The organism is Blautia sp. AF19-10LB (assembly GCF_003461245.1).
Classification (GTDB): Bacteria; Bacillota; Clostridia; order Lachnospirales; family Lachnospiraceae; genus Blautia_A; species Blautia_A intestinihominis.
The window spans coordinates 1-22,334 of the sequence record NZ_QTWS01000009.1 but is presented as its reverse complement, the minus strand read 5'-3'; the positions used below and the strand labels follow the sequence as shown (position 1 = coordinate 22,334).

23 protein-coding genes are annotated in these 22,334 nt (G+C 45.9%); 20 read left to right on the top strand and 3 right to left on the bottom strand.

The genetic code is table 11. The features are described 5' to 3' along the window. Positions 1-3: 3 nt before the first annotated feature. The 16 genes from DWX28_RS07010 (at position 4) to yqeC (ending at position 17,670) form a co-directional block, all read left to right on the top strand. On the top strand, positions 4-966 hold the full coding sequence (locus DWX28_RS07010) for a glycosyltransferase family 2 protein (protein ID WP_022213468.1): 963 nt from the start codon (positions 4-6) through the stop codon (positions 964-966). A 12-nt stretch (positions 967-978) separates the two neighbouring features. Next, positions 979-1,401, top strand: coding sequence for a GtrA family protein (locus DWX28_RS07005; RefSeq protein WP_118252267.1), 423 nt, complete (start codon positions 979-981; stop codon positions 1,399-1,401). A 35-nt stretch (positions 1,402-1,436) separates the two neighbouring features. Next, positions 1,437-2,489: a nicotinate-nucleotide--dimethylbenzimidazole phosphoribosyltransferase gene (gene cobT, locus DWX28_RS07000; RefSeq protein WP_118252266.1), complete on the top strand. Its 1,053-nt coding sequence runs from the start codon at positions 1,437-1,439 to the stop codon at positions 2,487-2,489. A 2-nt stretch (positions 2,490-2,491) separates the two neighbouring features. Beyond that, positions 2,492-3,043, top strand: a complete 552-nt coding sequence (locus DWX28_RS06995) for a bifunctional adenosylcobinamide kinase/adenosylcobinamide-phosphate guanylyltransferase (protein WP_022213465.1) — start codon at positions 2,492-2,494, stop codon at positions 3,041-3,043. Then, the gene (gene cobS / locus DWX28_RS06990) at positions 3,024-3,800 is read left to right on the top strand and encodes an adenosylcobinamide-GDP ribazoletransferase (protein ID WP_118252265.1); all 777 of its coding nucleotides are present in this window, start codon (positions 3,024-3,026) and stop codon (positions 3,798-3,800) included. Before DWX28_RS06995 ends, cobS begins: the two co-directional genes overlap by 20 nt. 11 nt (positions 3,801-3,811) lie before the next feature. Then, positions 3,812-4,192, top strand: coding sequence for a bifunctional adenosylcobinamide kinase/adenosylcobinamide-phosphate guanylyltransferase (locus DWX28_RS06985; protein WP_022213463.1), 381 nt, complete (start codon positions 3,812-3,814; stop codon positions 4,190-4,192). Continuing rightward, positions 4,185-4,784: a histidine phosphatase family protein gene (locus DWX28_RS06980; RefSeq protein WP_118252264.1), complete on the top strand. Its 600-nt coding sequence runs from the start codon at positions 4,185-4,187 to the stop codon at positions 4,782-4,784. The genes DWX28_RS06985 and DWX28_RS06980 overlap by 8 nt, the downstream gene beginning before the upstream one ends. Before the next feature lie 487 nt (positions 4,785-5,271). Then, positions 5,272-6,603, top strand: a complete 1,332-nt coding sequence (gene ssnA / locus DWX28_RS06975; protein ID WP_118252263.1) for a putative aminohydrolase SsnA — start codon at positions 5,272-5,274, stop codon at positions 6,601-6,603. 50 nt (positions 6,604-6,653) lie between these two features. Beyond that, on the top strand, positions 6,654-8,408 hold the full coding sequence (locus DWX28_RS06970) for a selenate reductase (protein ID WP_118252262.1): 1,755 nt from the start codon (positions 6,654-6,656) through the stop codon (positions 8,406-8,408). A 31-nt stretch (positions 8,409-8,439) separates the two neighbouring features. Continuing rightward, the gene (xdh, locus tag DWX28_RS06965) at positions 8,440-11,022 is read left to right on the top strand and encodes a selenium-dependent xanthine dehydrogenase (RefSeq protein ID WP_118252261.1); all 2,583 of its coding nucleotides are present in this window, start codon (positions 8,440-8,442) and stop codon (positions 11,020-11,022) included. Between the two features lies 1 nt (position 11,023). After that, positions 11,024-11,515 carry a 4Fe-4S binding protein gene (locus tag DWX28_RS06960; protein ID WP_118252260.1) on the top strand — a complete coding sequence of 164 codons (492 nt, stop codon included), beginning with the start codon at positions 11,024-11,026 and terminating at the stop codon, positions 11,513-11,515. A gap of 264 nt (positions 11,516-11,779) precedes the next feature. Next, complete coding sequence (gene xdhA / locus DWX28_RS06955; protein WP_118252259.1) at positions 11,780-14,056, top strand: xanthine dehydrogenase subunit XdhA; 2,277 nt, start codon at positions 11,780-11,782, stop codon at positions 14,054-14,056. 15 nt (positions 14,057-14,071) lie between these two features. After that, positions 14,072-14,980 carry a xanthine dehydrogenase subunit XdhB gene (gene xdhB / locus DWX28_RS06950; protein ID WP_118252258.1) on the top strand — a complete coding sequence of 303 codons (909 nt, stop codon included), beginning with the start codon at positions 14,072-14,074 and terminating at the stop codon, positions 14,978-14,980. Next, a complete protein-coding gene (gene xdhC, locus DWX28_RS06945) occupies positions 14,977-15,471 on the top strand; it encodes a xanthine dehydrogenase subunit XdhC (RefSeq protein ID WP_118252257.1) in 495 nt (164 codons plus the stop codon). Before xdhB ends, xdhC begins: the two co-directional genes overlap by 4 nt. A gap of 7 nt (positions 15,472-15,478) precedes the next feature. After that, entirely contained in the window at positions 15,479-16,282 is an 804-nt protein-coding gene (gene yqeB / locus DWX28_RS06940; protein ID WP_118252303.1) for a selenium-dependent molybdenum cofactor biosynthesis protein YqeB, read from the top strand. After that, positions 16,282-17,670, top strand: a complete 1,389-nt coding sequence (yqeC, locus tag DWX28_RS06935; RefSeq protein ID WP_118252256.1) for a selenium cofactor biosynthesis protein YqeC — start codon at positions 16,282-16,284, stop codon at positions 17,668-17,670. The genes yqeB and yqeC overlap by 1 nt, the downstream gene beginning before the upstream one ends. 63 nt (positions 17,671-17,733) lie before the next feature. On the opposite strand, the gene DWX28_RS06930 is transcribed toward yqeC, so the two are convergent. The 3 genes from DWX28_RS06930 to DWX28_RS06920 are packed head-to-tail and all read right to left on the bottom strand — an operon-like array spanning position 17,734 to position 19,371. Next, positions 17,734-18,288 (bottom strand): hypothetical protein, encoded by a 555-nt coding sequence (locus DWX28_RS06930; protein ID WP_022213452.1) that lies wholly within the window; start codon positions 18,286-18,288, stop codon positions 17,734-17,736. Continuing rightward, on the bottom strand, positions 18,281-19,036 hold the full coding sequence (locus DWX28_RS06925) for an ImmA/IrrE family metallo-endopeptidase (RefSeq protein WP_022213451.1): 756 nt from the start codon (positions 19,034-19,036) through the stop codon (positions 18,281-18,283). The genes DWX28_RS06930 and DWX28_RS06925 overlap by 8 nt, the downstream gene beginning before the upstream one ends. 5 nt (positions 19,037-19,041) lie before the next feature. After that, positions 19,042-19,371, bottom strand: coding sequence for a helix-turn-helix domain-containing protein (locus tag DWX28_RS06920; protein WP_022213450.1), 330 nt, complete (start codon positions 19,369-19,371; stop codon positions 19,042-19,044). A 238-nt stretch (positions 19,372-19,609) separates the two neighbouring features. On the opposite strand from DWX28_RS06920, the gene DWX28_RS06915 reads away from it, so the two are divergent. From DWX28_RS06915 to DWX28_RS06900, 4 genes are all read left to right on the top strand, one after another. Then, on the top strand, positions 19,610-20,500 hold the full coding sequence (locus DWX28_RS06915) for a Fic family protein (protein ID WP_022213449.1): 891 nt from the start codon (positions 19,610-19,612) through the stop codon (positions 20,498-20,500). A 290-nt stretch (positions 20,501-20,790) separates the two neighbouring features. Further along, positions 20,791-21,237: an IS66 family transposase gene (locus tag DWX28_RS20240; RefSeq protein WP_118252255.1), complete on the top strand. Its 447-nt coding sequence runs from the start codon at positions 20,791-20,793 to the stop codon at positions 21,235-21,237. Then, complete coding sequence (locus tag DWX28_RS20235; RefSeq protein WP_199611803.1) at positions 21,222-21,713, top strand: IS66 family transposase; 492 nt, start codon at positions 21,222-21,224, stop codon at positions 21,711-21,713. The genes DWX28_RS20240 and DWX28_RS20235 overlap by 16 nt, the downstream gene beginning before the upstream one ends. Positions 21,714-21,760: 47 nt before the next feature. Then, entirely contained in the window at positions 21,761-22,240 is a 480-nt protein-coding gene (locus DWX28_RS06900; RefSeq protein ID WP_147342087.1) for a hypothetical protein, read from the top strand. Positions 22,241-22,334 lie beyond the last annotated feature (94 nt).

The following is a 22,334-nucleotide window of genomic DNA, read 5'->3' as shown; positions in this document are numbered from 1 at the left end:
ATCATGAAGAATATGCTGTCAGTTGTGCTTCCGGCTTATAATGAGGGACTTATGATAGGAAAAACCTGCAGGGTTCTTCGGGAAGTACTGGAAGGAGCAGGAATTCCCTACGAACTGGTTCTGGTAAATGACGGTTCCAGCGACAATACCTGGGAAGAGATCCTTAAGGCGGGTCACAAAGACCCGGCAGTTCTCGGTGTGCGTTTTTCCAGAAATTTCGGGAAAGAAGCGGCAGTTTTTGCAGGAATGGCGCAGGCATCCGGAGATGTGGTCGCTGTTATGGACTGCGACCTCCAGCACCCGCCGGAAACACTGATAGAAATGTACGCACTCTGGAAACAGGGGTATGAAGTGATCGAGGGCGTCAAGAAAAGCCGTGGCAGAGAAAGTTTTCTGCACAAAGAAAGCGCAGGCTTTTTCTATGGCATCATGTCCAAAGTGACAGGCGTAAATATGCAGAACGCTTCCGATTTCAAGATGATGGACCGGCAGGTGGTGGATAATATCCTTGCGATGCCGGAGCGGAATATGTTTTTCCGTGCAACTTCATCTTGGGTGGGATTCAGGACGACATCTGTAGAGTTTGAGGTACGGGAGAGAGAAGCGGGAGAGTCCAAGTGGTCTACCTGGTCACTGGTCAAATATGCATTTACCAATATCGTGGCGTTCACAACATTGCCGCTTCAGTTTGTGACGGTGGCAGGTGGAATCTGTTTTCTTGGTTCACTGCTTCTGATCATTTATTCCCTGGTGCAGTATTTCTCTGGTCATGCAGTGGAAGGATACACAACGACGCTTCTCGTGCTTCTTCTGATCGGCAGCGCGATCATGCTGAGTCTTGGCATCATCGGATACTATATCGCCAAGATCTATGAGGAAGTCAAGCGCCGTCCGCGTTATATCGTTTCCAGGATCATGCGTGGTGGAGAAGACGTTTCAGAGACTGCCAGACACGATGGAAGATAGGAGCAAATGATTATGAAGAAACTAAAAGATATGATCCTGCGTTTTTACCAGAACGATGTGATCCGATATGTATTTTTTGGAGGATGCACGACCCTGGTCAATCTGGTCTGCTTTTTTGTACTCCGTAAATGTGGACTGGAGCTGAATATTGCAAATCTGATCTCGATTATCACAGCGATCCTGTTCGCCTATGTCGTTAATTCCAGATTTGTATTTCAGGACAAATGCGAGACACTTAGAGACCATTTCAGACCGTTCTGCAAATTTATCAGCGCGCGCCTTGTGACAATGGTGATCGAGGTCGGCGGTGTGTGGCTCCTCGTCGAAGTCTGCAAAATGAACGACATGGTGGGAAAATTCATCACACAGTTTATCGTTCTCGCTTTAAATTACATATTCAGCAAGTTTTTTATTTTTACAACAGGAAAAAAATAATCTGGTCTTAAATATACGATTGGGGGATTTCAGAAATGACATTAGAAGAAACACTTCAGAAGATTCATCCACTGGATGAAAAAGCAATGGAAATTTCCAGAAAGAGATGGGACAGTATCGCTAAACCACTGCATTCTCTTGGAAAGATGGAAGATCTGGTCGTTCAGATCGCGGGCATCACAGGAAGCCCGGATATGAACCTTAAGAAACGTGCCCTGGTTGCGATGTGTGCAGACAACGGTGTGGTAGAGGAAGGCGTGACACAGACAGGACAGGAAGTGACCGCGATCGTTGCAGAGAATTTCCTGACAGGCGATACTTCTGCCTGCACGATGTGCCGTCAGTGCGGAACAGATGTTTATCCGGTGGATGTTGGAATGGCGGTAGATACCAAAGTCCCGACAGATCTCAAAGTTGCCATGGGTACCAGAAATATGGTCAAAGAACCGGCAATGACAAGAGAAGAAACAGTGAAAGGGATCGAGGCGGGGATCGAGATGGTGTCAAGACTCAAAGAGAAGGGATACGGTCTTCTTGCAACAGGAGAGATGGGAATCGGAAATACTACGACCAGTAGTGCTGTTGCATCTGTTCTTCTTGACCGTCCGGTGGAGGAGATGACAGGACGCGGCGCAGGTCTTTCCAGCGATGGTCTGAACCGCAAGATCACCGCGATCAAAAAAGCGATCGACAAACACCAGCCGGACCCGAAGGATGCGATCGATGTCCTTGCAAAAGTCGGTGGTCTGGACATTGCAGGTATGGCAGGCGTATTTATCGGCGGTGCTGCCTTTAGTGTTCCGGTTGTGATCGATGGATTTATCTCCTGTGTGGCAGCCCTGATCGCGCAGCGAATCTGCCCGACCGTAGGTGACTATATGATCGCTTCCCATGTATCCAAGGAACCGGCTGCCCATCTGATCCTAGAGGCTCTTGGCAAAGAAGCTGTGATCCACGGTGACATGTGCCTTGGAGAAGGCAGCGGTGCTGTTGCCCTGTTCCCGTTCCTTGATATGGGAACCGCAGTTTATCAGTCTATGAGCACGTTTGATGACATTCATGTAGAACAGTATGAGGAGCTTGTCTGAGTATGATGATTCTTGTAACAGGAGGCAGCGGAAGCGGGAAATCTGCCTTTGCGGAAGATCAGGTCGTATCTTTTGGCGAAGCGGAGAGAGTCTATATCGCTACGATGTTCCCTTTTGATGAAGAGAGCAAAAAAAGAGTGCAGCGCCATCGGAATATGCGAAGCGGCAAGGGGTTTGAGACCATTGAATGCTACACCGATCTTGCACAGGTAAGAGTTTCAAAGGGCAGTACTGTCCTTCTGGAATGCATGTCGAATCTTGTTGCCAATGAAATGTTCCAGGAAAACGGAGCACATGAGCGGACAGTCCAGGAGATCCTCAAAGGTGTGAAGTCTCTTCTTGCCCAGGCGGGGAATCTGGTGATCGTCACGAATGAGATCTTTTCGGAGGCGGCTTCCTATGAGGGAGAGACGGAAACTTACCAGAAATATCTGGGAAAGATCAACCAGGAGCTTGCACATCTTGCGGATGAGGTCGTGGAAGTAGTTTACGGAATCCCTGTCTATCACAAGAAATCAAAAGGAGGCACTTACCATGAAAAGTCTGTGGAATAGTTTTAAGATCGCATTTGCCATGTTTTCCAAGATTCCCATGCCACAGGCAGAGTGGACAGAGGAAAACATGCGCTATATGCTGTGCTTTTTTCCATTTGTAGGAGCAGCAGCAGGCCTCCTCACGTTGGGAGTAAGCTGGCTGGGAGAGTACTTTGGATTTGGTACAGGCTTTATGGCAATGGCGCTGATCCTGGTTCCAGTCCTTGTGACGGGCGGGATCCATGTAGACGGGCTTCTGGACACTTCAGATGCCTTAAGTTCCTGGAGAGACCGTGAAAAACGTCTGGAGATCCTCAAAGATTCCCATGCGGGTGCATTTGCCGTGATCACAGCATGCGTGTATTTCCTGGTTCTGTATGGCGGATTCAGCCAGATCACGGGTGACTGGACAGCGATGAAACTTATCGCACTTGGCTATGTAGTATCGAGATGTTTTTCCGGACTCGGTGTGATCACCCTGCCAAAAGCCAACGCCGGCGGCACAGTGGCAGAGTTTTCACGCAAGGCACAGGATACCACGGTTCGAAATACACTGATCGTTTATCTCGTGCTTCTGGCGGCTTTGATGCTTCTGATCCAGCCGGTATGGGGAGCAGTGACTTTTGTGACGGCTGTGCTTGTTTCTCTTTTTTATAAACATAAGGCGATGAAATATTTTGGAGGAACGACCGGGGATCTGTCGGGGTATTTCCTGTGTCTCTGTGAGGCATGGATGGTACTTGCACTGGCAATCCTGACGGTAGTTTATCCGATATAGGAGTGTAGAGTATGGAAATAATAATTGGAGGGGCTTTTCAGGGAAAAAGCACCCTGGCAGAAAAAGATCATCCAGATGTAACATGGATAAACGGGGCACAGGCAGACTGGGAGAGCCTTTCCCATGCAGAAGGTGTCATGGGATTTCATGAATATATCCGAAAAGAAATGAAAGCAGGAAACGATATCAGCAGCCTTGCCGAAGACCTGATCCGTGTAAATCCGGATCTGATCCTGGTATCAGACGAAGTTGGTTATGGCGTTGTGCCGATCGATGCGTTTGACCGCGCCTACCGTGAGGCGGTCGGCAGGATCTGCACGAAACTGGCAGCATACAGCCACCGGGTAACGAGAGTTGCCTGCGGGATCGGGACGGTGATCAAGGATGCTTAAGTTATGGTTTGTCCGCCATGGAATGACGGAGGGAAACAGCCACCAGAGATATATTGGAGTGACAGATGAACCTCTCTGTGAGGAGGGACGGAAATTACTGGAGAAATTTACTTATCCTGCCGTACAGGCTCTGTTTGTAAGCCCTCTGAAACGCTGCAGGGAAACCGCATCGATCCTGTTTCCGAAGGGAGAGCAGAGGATAGTGCCGCTTCTTGCAGAGTGCGATTTTGGAGAATTTGAGAACAAAAACTATAAAGAACTTTCAGACAATCCTCACTATCAGGAATGGATCGACAGCAACGGAACCCTTCCGTTTCCGGGAGGCGAGAGTAAGGAAGAATGCGCGGACAGGAATCTGAAAGGTTTTGATGAAGTGCTCAAAGCCTGTAGAGATGAAGGCATTACCGAGGCAGCACTGGTGGTCCATGGGGGCACGATCATGAATATCATGGAAGCGTATGCCCTTCCGAAGAAAGCTTTTTATGAGTGGCATGTCGGAAACGGCTGCGGCTATCTGGTCGAGCTGGAGCTTCGGGACTGGAATGACGCAGAACGACATTTTACTCAGGTCACTGCCACTGCAAATAAGTAATTGCAAGAGTAATCATGCTCTGTCTCTAGGCAATCCTTCTTTTTATGAGTAGTATGCATCGGTTTGGCGGATTGCTTTATTTTCCGATGCCCGATGGGATGATTATATTAAGGTATGAGCATCGATTTATCAGTTTACATTATTTTCCGATGTCAAATCTGTTTGGTATGTTAGGGTATTGGCATCGGATTTAACGATAACATGGTTTGAGATGTAGAAATTTATTACAGTACTGTTTTTTATAAGAAAAATATGGTAGAATCAGATAGACAGCGACGGAGCGAAAGCTTCGCCGCTTTTTCTGTATCCGGGATAAATGAGAAATTACTTTTGAATACAAAATTTTTTTGACAAACAAAAACATTTTGCGAATTATGGTTGAAATAAAATACAGAATATGATAGAGTATTAGTATAAAATATCTAAATCCTGTGGATGATAACAAACCTGTGTTGGAAAAAATTCACAAGACAAGGAGGAGATCTTTATGTTGATTGTTGGAAACGGAAGAATGATCACAAGGGACGCATCCTGTGCACTGCTTGAGAATGGTGCAGTTGCAATGGATGGTAACACCATAAAGATGGTGGGGGTAACTGATGAAGTAAAGAAAGCATATCCTGATGCAGAATTTATCGATGCACATGGCGGGATCATCATGCCGGCATTTATCAATGCGCATGAACATATCTACAGTGCATTTGCCAGAGGACTGAGCGTGAATGGATACCACCCACAGGGATTTCTGGATATTCTGGATGGCATGTGGTGGAACATTGACCGTCATCTGACTCTGGAGCAGACGAAGCTTTCTGCCTATGCAACTTACATCGATTCGATCAAGAACGGTGTGACAACAGTATTTGACCATCATGCAAGCTTTGGTCACATCACAGGTTCTCTGAATGCGATCGAGGAAGCTGCGAAGGCTCTCGGTATCCGCACCTGTCTGTGCTATGAGATCTCAGACAGAGACGGCATGGACAAATCCCGGGAATCCGTGATGGAGAATGTAAACTTCATCAAACATGCGAAGCAGGACGACAGCGATATGCTGGCAGCAATGATGGGTATGCATGCATCTTTTACAATTTCAGATGAGACAATGGCACTGTGCCGGGAATTAAAGCCGGACGGAGTCGGCTATCACATCCATGTGGCTGAGGGGATCTATGATCTTCACCAGTGTCTCAAGGAACACAGCAAACGTATCGTAGACAGACTCTATGACTGGGATATCTTAGGTCCGAAGACTCTGCTTGGACACTGCATCTATATCAATGAGCATGAGATGGATCTGATCAAAGAGACAGATACCATGGTCGTACACAATCCGGAATCCAATATGGGAAATGCCTGCGGATGCCCTCCTACCATGGAGCTGGTACATAAGGGGATCCTGACAGGACTTGGAACGGATGGCTACACCCATGATATGATGGAATCCTGGAAGGTGGCAAACATCCTTCACAAACATCATCTCTGTGACCCGAATGCCGCATGGGGCGAAGTTCCACAGATGCTGTTTGAGGGAAATGCAAAGATCGCAAACCGTTACTTTAAGAAGGAACTCGGTGTACTTAAGGAAGGTGCAGCAGCAGATGTGATCGTTATTGATTATGATCCGCTGACTCCTATGAACGAGGGCAATATCAACAGCCATCTGCTGTTCGGTGTAAACGGTGCCATGGTGCAGACAACGATCTGTAACGGCAAAGTTCTCATGAAAGACCGTGAAGTGCTTGTATGTGATGAAGCCAAAGTCATGGCAGACTGCCGTCAGGCTGCAAAAGAACTTGCAGAGGATATCAACAGCTAAATGCTGACAATCACTATTTTTGTATTGGGAATTACAGGGAGAAATGAATTATGAGCGATATTATGAAGAGTATTCCATTTGGACAGTTAATGGAATGGATATTAGCAGAACACAAAGCAACAGGACAGGTCTTTGGAATCCAGAAAGCATATGTGGCTGATCCGGCCAGAACCGTAGAGATTTTTGGAAGAAAACTTGAAAATCCTGTCGGACCGGCAGCAGGTCCGCATACACAGCTTGCACAGAACCTTGTGGCAGCTTACTATGCAGGTGCGAGATTTTTTGAGTTAAAGACAGTACAGAAGATGGATGGACCGGAACTTTCCGCATGTATTCCGAAACCATGTATCGTGGCAGAGGATGAGGCATACAACTGCGAATGGTCTACAGAACTTTACGTTCCACAGGCAATGGGCGAATATATCAAGGGCTGGATGGCACTTCATGTGATCTCCAAAGAATTCGGACTTGGAAGCCCGGACGGATTCCAGTTCAACATGTCCTGCGGCTACAACCTGGAAGGAATCAAGGATAAGAAGATCGACGACTTTATCGAAGGACTCAAAGATGCCCGCGATACAGAAGTTTTCAAGGAATGTAAGACATGGCTTCTCGATCATGCAGATCTCTTTGAGCATGTGACAAAAGAAGATATTGAGGCAATTCCATCAGAAATCTGTAATTCTATCACACTTTCTACCATGCACGGATGTCCTCCGCAGGAGATCGAAAATATTGTTATGTATCTCCTCAAAGAAAAACACATCAATACTTACGTAAAATGTAATCCGACACTTCTTGGTTATGAATTTGTCCGTAAAGCAATGGACGATCTGGGATATGACTACATGGCATTTACAGATTTCCATTTCAAGGATGATTTACAGTATGAGGATGCTGTTCCAATGCTGAAACGCCTCAAAGAAACAGCAGCACAGGAAGGCCTTTCCTTCGGTGTGAAACTGACCAATACCTTCCCGGTAGATATCAAACGCCAGGAACTTCCGGGTGAGGAGATGTATATGTCCGGTAAAGCCCTGTTCCCGCTTTCTATCACAGTGGCAGCACGTCTTGCAGAATCTTTTGACGGCGAGCTTCCAATGTCCTTTTCAGGCGGAGCTGACCAGAAGAATATCGATCAGATCGTGGGCTGCGGTATTTGGCCGGTCACAGTGGCAACTGTTCTTCTCAAACCGGGTGGATACAAATGGATGACCCGCATTGCAGAGAAAGCAGATGAGTGCGAAGTTGGAGAATGTGGCAAAGTCAAAGTAGAAGAAGTGAAGAAACTTGCAGAATCTGCTCTTGCTGATGCTCATTATCAGAAGAACACAAAGAAAGCAGCAGGAAAGAGAAACGAAGAGAAATCCCCGCTTCTTGACTGCCTTAAGAAGAAAGATGCTCCGAACAAAAAAGATTTCACAGCACACAAACGTGTATGCGGAAACTGTGCAGACGTATGTCCGAACCGTGCAAACGTCCTGATCGAAGTACCGGAGATGGAACTTCTGCAGATCCTTCATGTAGACTATATGTGTAACGAATGCGGCAACTGCCGTTCCTTCTGCCAGTATGCGGGAACACCATATAAAGACAAATTTACTTTATTTGCAACAGAAGAAGACATGAAAGACAGCACAAACAATGGTTTCACCGTACTGGATACAGAAAGCAAAGAAGTAAAAGTACGTATTGGAGACAAAGAAGAAATCGTAAAAGCAGACCAGCTGTCCGGCATCCTCACAGAAGGACTGTCACAGCTTATCTGCACAGTAATCAATGACTATGCTTACCTGTTGATGTGATATCCATAAAACAGGAAAAGGAGAATCCACTATGGCAATATTTAAAGTAAATGGACAAAGTGTTCAGCCGGAGAAGAATCAGAAGCTTTTGAGATTCCTCCGTGACGAACTTCACCTGACATCCGTAAAGGACGGATGCAGTGAGGGCGCATGTGGAGCCTGTACAGTGATCATTGACGGAAAAACCTGCAAAGCATGTGTCCCGGATACAGATTCCCTTGACGGAAGAGAGATCATAACCGTAGAGGGACTGACAGAATGGGAACAGCAGGTATACACCTATGCATATGGAAAGGCCGGAGCAGTACAGTGTGGATTCTGCATTCCTGGAATGGTAATGTGTACGAAAGCACTTCTCGATGAAAATATGGAGCCTACAGACGACGAGATCCGATATGCGCTGCGCAATAACTACTGCCGCTGCACAGGATACGTAAAGATCATGGATGCCGTCCGTCTGGCAGCAAAGATATTAAAAGCAGGCGAAATTCCAGATGATGGTGACCCGAACTGGACACTTGGCAATCGCGTGGCAAGGATCGATGTAGAGGAGAAAGTCCTCGGATACGGTAAATATCCGGATGATTTTTACCTGGATGGCATGCTTTATGGAGTCGCTCTCCGAAGTAAATATGCACGTGCGAGAGTGCTTTCCATCGATACTTCCAGAGCAAAAGCACTTCCGGGTGTGGAAGCAGTTGTAACCGCAGAGGATATCCCAGGCGAGAACAAGATCGGTCATCTGAAGCATGATCAGTACACTCTGATCCCGGTCGGCTCTCTCGTACATTATCTCGGCGATGCGATCGCACTCGTAGCGGCAAAAGACCGTGAAACCGCAGAAAAAGCGATCAAACTTATCAAGGTAGAGTATGAGGCGCTTCCTCATGTACATACGATTGAGGAAGCAGCAGCGCCGGATGCACCGAAGGTTTTTGACGAGGAAGAAAACAATATCTGTGCACACAAACACATCAGCAGGGGAAATGCCGAGGAAGCGATCCGAAATTCCAAATATGTGATCTCGCATCATTTCGAGACGCCATGGACAGAGCATGCTTTCCTTGAGCCGGAATGTGCCGTTGCTTTTTATGATGAGGACGGAGACGTATTTATCTATTCCACAGACCAGTCAGCACACCAGACCCTGCATGAGTGTTCTCTGCTCCTTGGAACGGATAAGGTCAAGGTGCAGAATGCACTTGTAGGCGGCGGTTTTGGCGGTAAGGAGGATATGACAGTACAGCATCTTGCAGCTCTCCTTACTTATGTGACAAAGAAACCGGTCAAAGTCAAATTTACCAGAGCAGAGTCTCTCCTTGTCCATCCGAAGCGTCATCCGTTCTATATGGATATGACGATGGGCTGTGATGAAGATGGTAATATCATGGGCGTAAAAGCAAGCGTCACTTCGGATACAGGTGCTTTTGCCTCCCTTGGCGGCCCTGTCCTGGAACGTGCCTGCACCCATGCAGCAGGTCCGTACCATTACGAAAACTTTGAGATCGAGGGAACTGCTTACTATACAAACAATCCGCCGGCAGGAGCTTTCCGTGGATTTGGTGTAACGCAGACCTGTTTTGCGACAGAGACCCTGCTTAATATGATGGCAGATAAAGTCGGCATCACTCCATGGGAGATCCGCTACCGCAATGCGATCCGCCCGGGAGAAGTCCTTCCGAATGGCCAGATCGTAGATGATTCCACAGGCCTTGTGGAGACTCTGGAGGCGGTCAAGGAAGATTATGACGCAGCGATGGCGGCAGGAAAACCGGTCGGAATCGGCTGTGCGATGAAAAATGCCGGTGTTGGCGTTGGTATTCCGGATACAGGACGTGTGAAATTGATCGTGGAGGATGATGAGAAACTTCATATTTATTCCGGAGCTTCCTGTATCGGTCAGGGCCTTGGAACGGTTCTCGTACAGATGATCGTGACAAATACAGACATCAGACAGGAAGACATCGTATATGAGCGAAGTAATACCTGGATCTCACCGGATTCCGGAACGACTTCCGGTTCCAGACAGACGCTTGTTACCGGTGAAGCCTGCCGAAGAGCCTGCGAGAAACTGATGGAAGACCGAAGAGCCGGCAAGGAACTTAAGGATATGAAGGGGATCGTATACTACGGAGAGTACCTGGCAAAGACAGATCCTCTTGGTGCAAATGTGCCGAACCCGGTATCCCACGTTGCATACGGATATGCGACCCAGATGTGTGTCGTAGATCCAAAAACCGGTAAACTGGATCAGATCGTTGCCGCACACGATGTCGGCAAAGCGGTCAATCCACTGTCCTGCGAAGGTCAGATCGAGGGCGGTGTGGTCATGTCCATGGGTTACGCCCTGAGGGAGCAGTATCCGATCGATGAGAACTGCAAGCCGATACAGAAGTATGGTTCTCTCAGATTATTCCGTTCCCATGAAGTTCCAAAGATCAAAGCGATCGTTGTAGATAAACCGGGACTCAAAGTAGCCTGCGGAGCGATCGGTATCGGAGAGATCACATCGATCCCTACCGCACCGGCGATCGCAGATGCATATTTCCGCTATGACGGAATCCGCAGATACAGTCTCCCGCTTGTGAGCACACCATACGAAAGGAAGGGTTGATATGGCAGTCAAAAAGAAATTTCCATATAAGGCAGCCATTGTTTCCTGCAATGGTGGATGCAGGGCGGTCAAGGGGGAAGCAGGATGCAGTGAAGGCTGTATCGGCTGTGGAGCCTGTGTCGATGCATGTAAATTCGGCGCGATTTCCCTCAATGAATACGGAGTGGCAGAAGTCGACGAATCCAAATGCATTGCCTGCCAAAAATGTACCAAAGTCTGTCCGCAGGAGATCATTCATATTCATGAATGCGCGAATTATATCGTGGTCAAATGCTCCAATAAGAGCAAAGGTGCAGCGGCGAAGAAACAGTGCGAAGCAAGCTGTATCGGCTGCGGGATCTGCGAGAAGACCTGTACTGCAGGTGCTGTTAAAGTAACAGATAACTGTGCAGTGATCGATGAGGATGCCTGCTTAAGCTGCGGCATGTGTTCCGTCAAATGCCCGCGCCATGTGATCCATGACCTGCGAGGTATCTTTACACCTGCAAGATAAAGAAAGTAATAAAAGATAGACTAAAAATTCAGAAAATTCAACAGAAAAGATTGCAACTATGCAGTAAAATATGTTACACTATGGGTACGCAAAAAGAACTGAATACCTGAAGTGGAAAATAGCATGGTTCGGAGCCGGACGTAAGTTCAGAGGGGAACAGAGAAGTTTCTTGGGACTTGATCCGGCTCTTTTTATCAGAGGATTTTTCAGAAAATAAGTGCAGGTATTCCAAAGTTTACAATAAAAGCAGGCAGGTGAGAGGTTATGATAGGAAAAAGCGTTCCGCGTGTAGACGCATATGAAAAGGTAACCGGAAGAGCCAAATTTACAGAGGATCTGATACCGCCGAGATGTCTGGTCGCCAAAGTGTTGCATGCATCGATCGGAAATGGTATCGTGACATCCATCGACACAAGTGAAGCAGAAGCGCTGGAAGGGGTTGTCAAAGTTGTGACTTTTAAGGATGTGCCGGAGCACTGTTATCCGACACCGGGACATCCATGGTCAGTAGAACCGGCGCACCAGGATGTGGCAGACCGGAATCTTCTTACGGGACGTGTCCGTTATTATGGTGATGATATTGCGGCAGTTGTCGCAGAGGACGAGATCACGGCAGCCAGGGCACTGAAACTGATCAAAGTGGAATATGAGGAATATCCGGTTGAGATCCATCCACGTAAATCCATGCAGGGAAGCCATCCGCCGATCCATTTCGACAAGAAGGACAATGTTCTGGCACGCTCCAATTATTTTATCGGAGATGTCGATAAAGGTATGGAAGAATCAGAGACAGTTGTCCGGGGAACGTATAAGACCCCGATCGTCCAGCACTGTCATATCGAGAATCCAATTTCCTATGCTTACATGGAAAAGGGCAGGATCGTAGTAGTGACTTCCACACAGATCCCGCATATCGTCCGCCGTGTCATCGGCCAGGCACTGGGAATCCCGTGGGGCAATGTACGTGTCATCAAGCCGTATATCGGCGGAGGTTTCGGAAATAAGCAGGACGTTCTCTATGAACCGCTGAATGCCTTTCTGACCACGCAGGTTGGCGGCAGACCAGTCAAACTGGATATCAGCAGAGAAGAAACTTTCTGCAACACCAGGACCCGTCATTCGATCGAATTCGACCTTGCAGCAGGCGTGGACAAAGACGGTAAACTGCTTGCCAAGGATATGCATTCCTATTCCAACCAGGGAGCTTATGCCTCCCATGGACACGCGATCGCGGCGAACGGTCTGACTTCCTGGCGTTTACAGTATGCCTGTCCAAATATCCGGGGAGAAGCGTATACAGTTTATACCAACACCCCGGTCGGCGGCGCGATGCGAGGTTATGGGATCCCGCAGGTATGTTTCGCGATAGAAAGCTTCATGGATGATGTGGCAGCTGCGATCCATATGGATCCACTTGAATTCCGAAGAAAAAATCTGATCCAGGGATACTATGCAGACGTTTATCTGAAACCGATCGCGGCAAACTCAAACGGTATTTTTGAATGCCTCAAAAAAGGTGCAGATTATATCCACTGGGATGAGAAACGTAAGGAATATGCAAACCAGACCGAAGATGTACGAAGGGGAGTCGGTATGGCACTGTTTTCTTATAAAACAGGCGTATGGCCGATTTCTCTGGAGATCTCAGGAGCAAGGCTTTCCCTGAATCAGGATGGAAGCGTGCAGCTTACCCTTGGCGCGACAGAGATCGGCCAGGGTGCAGACACTGTATTCTCGCAGATGGTGGCAGAGACACTTCACACAGATATGGAACATGTACATATCATGTCCACACAGGATACGGATATTTCGCCATTTGATACGGGAGCTTATGCATCGAGACAGTCTTTCGTTACAGGAACGGCAGTCCGCCATTGTGCGGAGATCCTGCGTGACAAGATCCTTGCCTATGCCAAGACACTGCTTCCGGAGATCGACACCACGGAACTTGAACTTCGGGACAACTGGATCTGGGCAGGCAAAGAGCAGGCGATCTCACTTGCAGCTCTTGCCGAGGAGAGCTATTACAGTCTCACCAATTCTTCTGTACTGACAGCAGAAGTTTCCGAGCAGGTGAAAAAAAATACGATCGCGACCGGCTGCTGTTTTGCAGAAGTCGAAGTAGATATGAAGCTTGGAAAGATCAAAGTCCTCCATATCATCAATGTGCATGACAGCGGCAAATTATTGAATCCGCAGCTTGCAGAGATGCAGGTACATGGAGGCATATCCATGGGTATGGGCTATGGTATCAGTGAGCAGCTCATTCTCGATGAGAAGACAGGACGGCCGCTGAATGGAAATCTCCTGGACTATAAGCTGATGACCATGCTCGATACACCGGAACTCAAGGCAGATTTTGTCGAACTTGATGATCCGATCGGACCATATGGAAATAAGGCACTGGGTGAGCCGCCTGCGATCCCGTGTGCACCGGCGATCCGAAATGCCGTCCTGCATGCAACAGGAGTTGCTTTTAACGAAAATCCACTGACACCGCAGAGACTGATCGATGGTTTCCAAAAAGCGGGACTGATCTGAAAGGGGGAAGACATCATGTATGATATTGAAAATTATTATAATGCAAAAACCGTTTCAGAAGCAGTGGAGCTTCTTACGGAACATCCGGACGCAAGGATCATTTCCGGGGGAAGTGATGTCCTGATCAAGATCCGTGAGGGAAGGATGGCAGGCACTTCGCTGGTGTCGATCCGTGACATCGAAGAACTTAAGGGAATTGAGAAAAAAGATTCCGGGGATATTTATATAGGGGCAGGAACGGTGTTTTCACATATCACAGCAGATCCGATCATTCAGGAGTGTGTTCCTGTGCTTGGGGAGGCGGTAGACCAGGTTGGTGGACCGCAGATCCGAAATATTGGAACGATCGGTGGAAATATCTGCAACGGTGCAGTCAGTGCCGACAGTGTGCCGACGGTTTTTTCCTATAATTCACTTCTGCATATTGCAAATGCAGAGGGCAGCAGAGTGGTTCCGGTCAGGGAGTTCTATCTTGGTCCGGGACGTGTGGCTCTTAAGCAGGGAGAAGTGCTGATGCATGTTGTGATCCCGCGTACCGAATATGAAGGGTATCATGGACATTACATCAAATATTCCATGCGAAATGCCATGGATATCGCAACGCTGAGCTGCAGTGTAGTCAGCAAAGTGAACCCGGAAACAAAGATCCTGGAGGATGTACGTATCACATTTGGTGTAGCTGCACCGGTACCGTACCGTTGCGTGGAGACAGAAGAACTTCTGAAGGGACGGAAACTTGGAGAAGAGCTGTACCGGAAACTTGAGGACAGCATCCGAAGTGAGATCCATCCGCGAGATTCCTGGAGAGCTTCGAAGGCTTTTCGTCTGCAGATCGGCGGAGAGATCGCCCGCAGGGCACTGATCCGGACTGTGGAACTTGCCGGTGTGCCGGCCGACAGTGTCAGTGGAGGTGAAATGGCATGAAGAGACAGAATGTACTCGTACAGTGTATTGTAAACGGAGAAGAAGTTGCGGAGTATGTAGACCCGAGAGAATCGCTTCTGGATATGCTGCGTAATCATCTAGGTCTTACTTCCGTCAAAAAAGGCTGTGAAGTAGGCGAATGTGGTGCCTGTACCGTCATCATAGACGGAGAAACGATAGATTCCTGCATCTATCTTGCTGTCTGGGCAGAGGGCAAAAACATTCGCACCCTCGAAGGTCTGGAAGAAGACGGGCAGATCACAAGAATCCAGGAAGCGTTTATTGAAGAAGGTGCAGTTCAGTGCGGTTTTTGTACACCGGGATTTATCATGTCTGCGACTGTCCTTCTGGAGCAGGGCAAAGAACTCACCAGAGATGAGATCCGCAAAAAAATGTCCGGAAATCTCTGCCGCTGCACCGGATATCAGAATATCGTCAATGCGGTAGATAAAGTCATGCATGAAAATGCAGAAAGCAGCAGAAAGGAATAAAAGTAACATGGAACACAAGACAAAACTGATCGTTCGCGGAGGAGGAGATCTTGCCAGCGGGGTGATCCATCGATTATATCGATGCGGCTATCAGGTACTGGTACTGGAATGTAAGAGACCAAGCGCGATCCGAAGAGAAGTTTCTTTTGGAGAGGCAGTCTACGATGGAACTTCCTGCGTTGAGGGAGTGACAGGAAGGCTGATCACGAAGGTCAGTGAATGCCAGAAAGTCTGGGAGAATGGAGAGCTTCCGATCCTTGTCGATGAGAGCGGGGAAGCGGTGAAAGAGTTGAAACCGGATGCGCTGATCGATGCGATCCTTGCAAAGAGAAATCTTGGAACAACGAGGGACATGGCACCTCTCACTGTCGCGCTGGGACCTGGCTTTGAAGCCGGAAAGGACGTAGATTTTGTCATAGAAACGCAGAGAGGGCATGACCTTGCAAGGATCATCTCCAAAGGGCCGGCAACGCCAAATACAGGAGTTCCGGGCATCATTGCCGGATACGGCAAAGAACGAGTGATCCATTCCCCGGCGGCAGGGATCATGCATAACCGCTCCAGGATCGGAGATATTGTAGAAAAAGATCAGATCATAGCGATGGTCGATGAGATGCCGGTCTATGCATCTCTGACCGGTGTTCTCAGAGGAATCATCCGCGATGGCTACAAAGTGCCGAAGGGAATGAAAATCGCAGACATCGATCCACGTAAAGAGCAGAAGAAAAACTGTAATACTATCTCGGACAAAGCCCGCTGCATCGCCGGAAGTGTCGTGGAAGTCCTGATGGTGAACGGAGTGCTGCCGTGATGAAAAAGACACTTCTGGAAGCACTGGCGATCAATGCAGAAAAAATATCCACGATCGCCGTAGTTGGCGGCGGCGGCAAGACCAGCCTGATCTTTCGGCTGATGGAAAGCTTTGTTTCTATTGGAAAAAAAGTGATCGTGACAACGACCACACACATGGCATATGAGCCGGAGCGGCCGTTTGTGGAGGACGGAGATATTGACGGAGTTTGGAAGGATCTGCAGAGATATCACTATACGGTAGCAGCCAGTCTTGACCGCGCGACGGAGAAGATTGGCTGTCTTTCCGAGGAGAAATTAGAGGAACTGAGAGGACTTGCAGATGTACTTCTGATTGAAGCAGATGGTGCAAAACGCCTGCCACTCAAAGTACCGGGAGAGCGGGAACCAGTGATTCCGGAGTTTGCGGAGATGGTTATCGGAGTTGTTGGTGTGGATGCTCTCGGAGAGCCAATCCAGAAGACCTGCCACAGACCGGAGAAAGTTGCGGATTTCCTTGGAAAAGGGATGGAAGAAGTGGTTACAGAGGATGATATCGTGAAGATTGCTGTTTCCGCGGAGGCATTAAGGAAATGCGTGGATGGACGCGAGTATTGTGTTCTGTTAAATAAAGCAGACATCCGGGGGAAAGCCGAGGCAGCAGAGAGAATCGCAGGAAAACTGGAAGAGCAGGGAGTTCATGCGGCCTGGGGGAGTTTACAGAAGCAAAATTATAATAGTATCTGTAATTGTATTGATAGGACAGAAGAAAAAGCAGAAGTGTGGATGAATAAGTTGCAGGAGCCGCAAAATAAAGGTAGCCAGGCACAGGAAAAGCCCACATTCATCATGCTGGCAGCAGGAAACAGCCGCCGTTTCGGCTCCAACAAGCTGCTGTACGAAATCGGCGGAGTGCCGATGTATCTGCGTACATTGCACAAGCTTCAAAAGGCAGCGTCAGAACTCGGAAACTGCGAGATCATAGTCGTCACCCAGTACGAAGAAATAGCTTCCAAAGCACAAGAATCAGGAGTCCGGGTCCTGATCAATTCACACCCGGAACGTGGCATTTCCTCATCCATGCAGATCGGCCTAGCCGCTGCAAAAGAATCGGCCGCCTGCCTTTTTATCGTATCCGACCAGCCCTGGCTCACCACAGAGACCATCGTCAATCTGGTGCACAAATTTCAATCAGAACACAAAGGCATGGCATGCACCCTCCTTAACGACAAAACCGGAAACCCCTGCATCTTCTCCCGGAAATATTACCAGGAACTACAGGAGATCACCGGCGACAAAGGTGGAAAACAGATCATAAACAGACATCCCGAGGATGTGGCATATCTTGAGATCGAAGATGCGAAGGAGCTTGTGGATGTGGATACGCTGTATAATGATGGCAGACAATGAAGAAGGAGCCGATTTCCATAGAGAGGGATTTCGACTCCTTTATTATATGTTATGTTAGCATTGCTATGATTTTTCTGACTGATGCTTCGCAAGATAATCTGAAAATGATCTATATCCAAGTTTCCTTTTTCTGGCAAGCATATTAGCCCAGATAGTATTTCCCTGTGCTTCGTTGATGTACCCTGCATCAAATGCCATTTTCATAATATCGCCTGTTGTAAGATGAGAAAGACCATATTCTGTAACATAAGCAGATATATCTCTCAAATTATTGCTGGCAAGTATGCCTTGTTTCTCTTTTGCAAGTGAAATGGAAGCAGCTTCTCCGCGACCGATGATTTTGTGTCCGGGGTCTGGATGACTTGTAAGCTTTCGGTAAAGTTCATATGTATCAGTACCCACCATAATGGACTCGATTGTTGCATTCCCTGCCTGGAGCATTAAATCGACTTGCGCCTTTAATCCTTTAACACGATTTACACCAGGATGAGACAACTCATCATATACTTCTTTGGGAATAACAATTCTTCCAGGAAACAGCTTGGAAAGAATGCTTTCATTATTTACCCAAAGAAATGCAGAAATGCAATCTGTATCAAAGAAAAGTGGCTCAGTCAATCAATTCACCACCTTCCTCGGTGCCATATACGAGATCATCTCTGAAAGCAGTGAGCAATAATTCTTCATATTTTCCATATGAAACAATATCACGATTTAATAACTGGTCAGCCTGGTTAATATAATGACCATAGGTGCGATATTGTTTTTCTTCAGGTAATGGACGATACAAATCAGAACTATAGCCCATTGCCTCTGCCTGTCGTCTGACACTGATATTTAACAAAGCATCAAGTTCCTCTCGGTTTATATAGCCACAATTATTTAACTGATACACGGCGGTCTGATGGCTGACTCCGAAATACTGCTCAATGCGGATAATATCCTGAAGGGTAATTTTGCCTCCGTGCTTTGAAATAAGTTTATCTGCTTTGTCAGCTAATGCTGCACGAGGCATTAAAAAATATGCAGCAAAAGCATCGGCCATTTTTTCTGTTTCATTGCCTGTACCGATTGACTTGGCACAAACAGATTTCATATTATTATCATAAAACAAATGGTAAAATTCGTGAGCAAGTGAGAAACGCTGCCGTCCTAATGTCATTGATGAATTTAATGCTATGGTGCATCTTTCCTCAGTCCCTTTGATACACATTCCACTGATCTTATTACCCAGAGGATAATAGACAATGGTTAATGTTTCGATTCCTTGTGCTAATGAGAAAATGTCGATCGGAGAGTTATTGTCCTCTCCAAATTGCTTTCTTAAACGTTCGGCTTTTGTCATTAAATCTGCATAATCAATCATAAGCGTTATCCTTTCAATAATTCTGCCATATACTCGGAGTTAAGTGCAATACGGTTAATAGCACTGATTGCTTCCAGATCTTCAGCAGACAAATCGCTTGCCCTGAATGCAAATGAAAGGCTTGATGTTTCAATAGTGTTGCTTTCGATAGCATCAATTGAGATACCGAACAGACATGCAAGTTTCTCCAACATATCGGTCGATAAACTTCTTTCGCCTTTTTCGACTTTTGAAATCAAGCTTTGATCTACATTGAGGAAACGGGCAATAGTAGACTGGCTAAATCCCATATTATCTCTAAGTATTTTAATATTATTTCCGATGATGTTTGCCATGTTCATGTTCCTCCTTCTTATTATTGTTCGTTTATATTATTATATTATGAATTTGTCATAATATCAACACAAATAATAAGAGAAAATATGACGAATTACAGAGATATAACTGGCAAATAGTTGTTTCCTATAACGGCAAAATAGAATGAATAAATTTGAATATTCATGGATTTGTTGCCGATAATGTGGTATCATATAATATGATTAAGGAAAATTTTGATTTTATGGGAGGATAGTAATGTCATATCTTTCAGTTGCTGAGACTGCAAAAAAGTGGAATATCTCTGAACGTAGCGTAAGAAACTATTGTGCTCATGGACGTGTACCAGGCGCATTTCTTACTGGTAAGACCTGGAATATCCCCGAAAATGCAGAAAAACCAGAGCGATCTAACAAGAAAAAAGAAAAACCAATCATTTTGTTAGATATCCTGCAGGAGCAGAAAGTCAGCAAATACTCTGGTGGTATTTACCATAAAACACAGATTGATCTGACATATAATTCTAACCACATCGAAGGAAGTCGTCTGACCCATACTCAGACTCGCTGTATATTCGAAACGAACACTATTGGTGTTGAAAAAGAAGTTCTCAACGTAGATGATATAATTGAAACTGCAAATCATTTTCGCTGCATCGATCTGATCATTGACCATGCAAAAGCAACACTGACAGAAAAATTTATCAAGGAACTACACCTTATTTTGAAAAACAGCACCAGCGATTCCAGAAAAGAATGGTTTGCTGTAGGCGATTATAAAAGACTGCCGAATGAAATAGGTGGCATGGAAACTGCTTTACCAGAAGAGGTTGCTGACAAAATGAAAGCATTGCTGGCAGAATACAACAGTAAAGAGGAGAAGACTTTCGAGGATATTCTGGGTTTTCATGTAAGATTTGAACGGATTCATCCTTTCCAGAATGGAAATGGTCGTATAGGACGATTAATTATGTTCAAAGAATGCCTGAAATACAATATTGTTCCGTTCATTATTGAAGATAACCTGAAATTGTTCTATTATCAAGGCTTAAAAGAATGGAACAATGAAAAAGGCTATCTGACAGACATTTGTTTGACTGTACAGGACAGGTATAAGGCGTATTTGGAGTATTTTAGAATTGTTTATTAAAGAAGCAGGAGTGAATTCATGTTTTATAAAATGATAGAAAATAAGTGCACTCAATGGTATGAATCGGATCAGTGTACTGTTAAAAATTTGATTGAATATATAAAAAAAACAGGGCAGATGCGAGACGCTCAGATAGAGGCAATTAAAGTATATTTGTTTCTCAAAATTGCTTGTGAGAGCAAACCATTGATGTAGTTATTTCGTCAGGGATTTTTTAATTCTATTGACGTAACTATTCAGTACCCCGTTAAGTACATCTTGATTTTTCGGCAAAACAGAGAAAATAAAATATCGTAGGTGCAGTCAGCATCAAACGCACCCATGAGATTCTTTCCGGAGTATTTAACATTCCAATTGCAACAGGAACGATCAGCAGCATGGTAAAAAGATGCGCTGACAGTCTGAGTGAAACAGTAGGTAAGATCAAGGATAAAATGATCGGTTCCGCACTTGGACATTTCGATGAAACAGGAACCAGAGTGGATAAAAAACTCTGGTGGGTTCATGATGCCTCAAATTGTGAATACACCTATCTTGATATCAGTCCCAAACGTGGAAATGCAGGTATGGAACAATGCGGTGTTCTCCCGGAATTCAAAGGGATTGCCATGCACGACTGCTGGGCTTCCTACTGGAATTATCCGGATATTCAGCATGCAGTCTGCTGTGCCCATCTTCTCCGTGAATTAACGGGGATTGATGAAAATCATTCTGAACAGAAGTGGGCATCTCTGTAGAGAAAGGTAAGGACTTTCTGAGCTATTATCACTATCATAAGTTCGATAAAAAGTATGATGAACTTATCGAACAGGCCCGGAAGGAAAATCCACTTCCCAAAACCACGGAGAAAAAACGTGGCCGGAAGAAAAAAGGAAAAATCCTTGCCCTTGTAGAACGCCTTGCGAATTACAAGGCTTCAGTCTGCCTTTTTATCCATAACTTCAATGTCCCGTTTGATAACAACCAGGCAGAACGTGATCTTCGGATGATAAAGGTCAAGACCAAAGTATCTTTTGATAACAACCAGGCAGAACGTGATCTTCGGATGATAAAAGTCAAGACCAAAGTATCAGGATGCTTCCGAACTGAGAAAGGTGCCAGAGATTATCTAAAAATCATGTCCTACGTAGGCACGGCACATAAACAGGGATACAATGCTTACAAAGCAATCAAAAATGCGATCACAGGTCACCCTGATTTCATCTTTGAATAAGGGTGGTTCTGAATAGTTACACCAAAAAATATATTGAACAAATTATTATGGATTATAAATTACCTTATAAGGTATCTGGAAATAATGTGTATATTTATGGATATGCAGTGGAATGCGATTTGTTAATACTAAAACAAGATAGCAAAGCAATTTTTGAAGCACCAGAAATATATCGTGCAGAGGATGTAATAACTATTATTGAAAGCAAGGCAACAGGTATTTTTATTGATAAGAAAAAACCTAAAAATCCTTTTTTAAATGAACTGTGTATGGTTAAACAATTAAATGATAAAGGTGTTGGTGTTAAGTTTGCTTACATTTCTCTTGCAGAGCAGATTTCCGGCAGATCAAGTAGGTTGCTAGATGAGGCCAATAGATATATTAATGAGTATTCAAATGAAAAAAACCAAAATAAGGGAGTGTATTGTTTTTCAAAAACATATCCAGAAGATGAATATCCATTGTATGAAGGAAATCCATATTCTTTTGACGAGTATATTAAATATTTGTGCGATGATTTTTCATAGGCATACTGAAACTTAAGTAAATAGAAAACAACAATTTCCAGTTGTGCGCCCAGCTAAGGGTGTGTAGTCAAGCCGGTGGGATTCCGGTTTATCC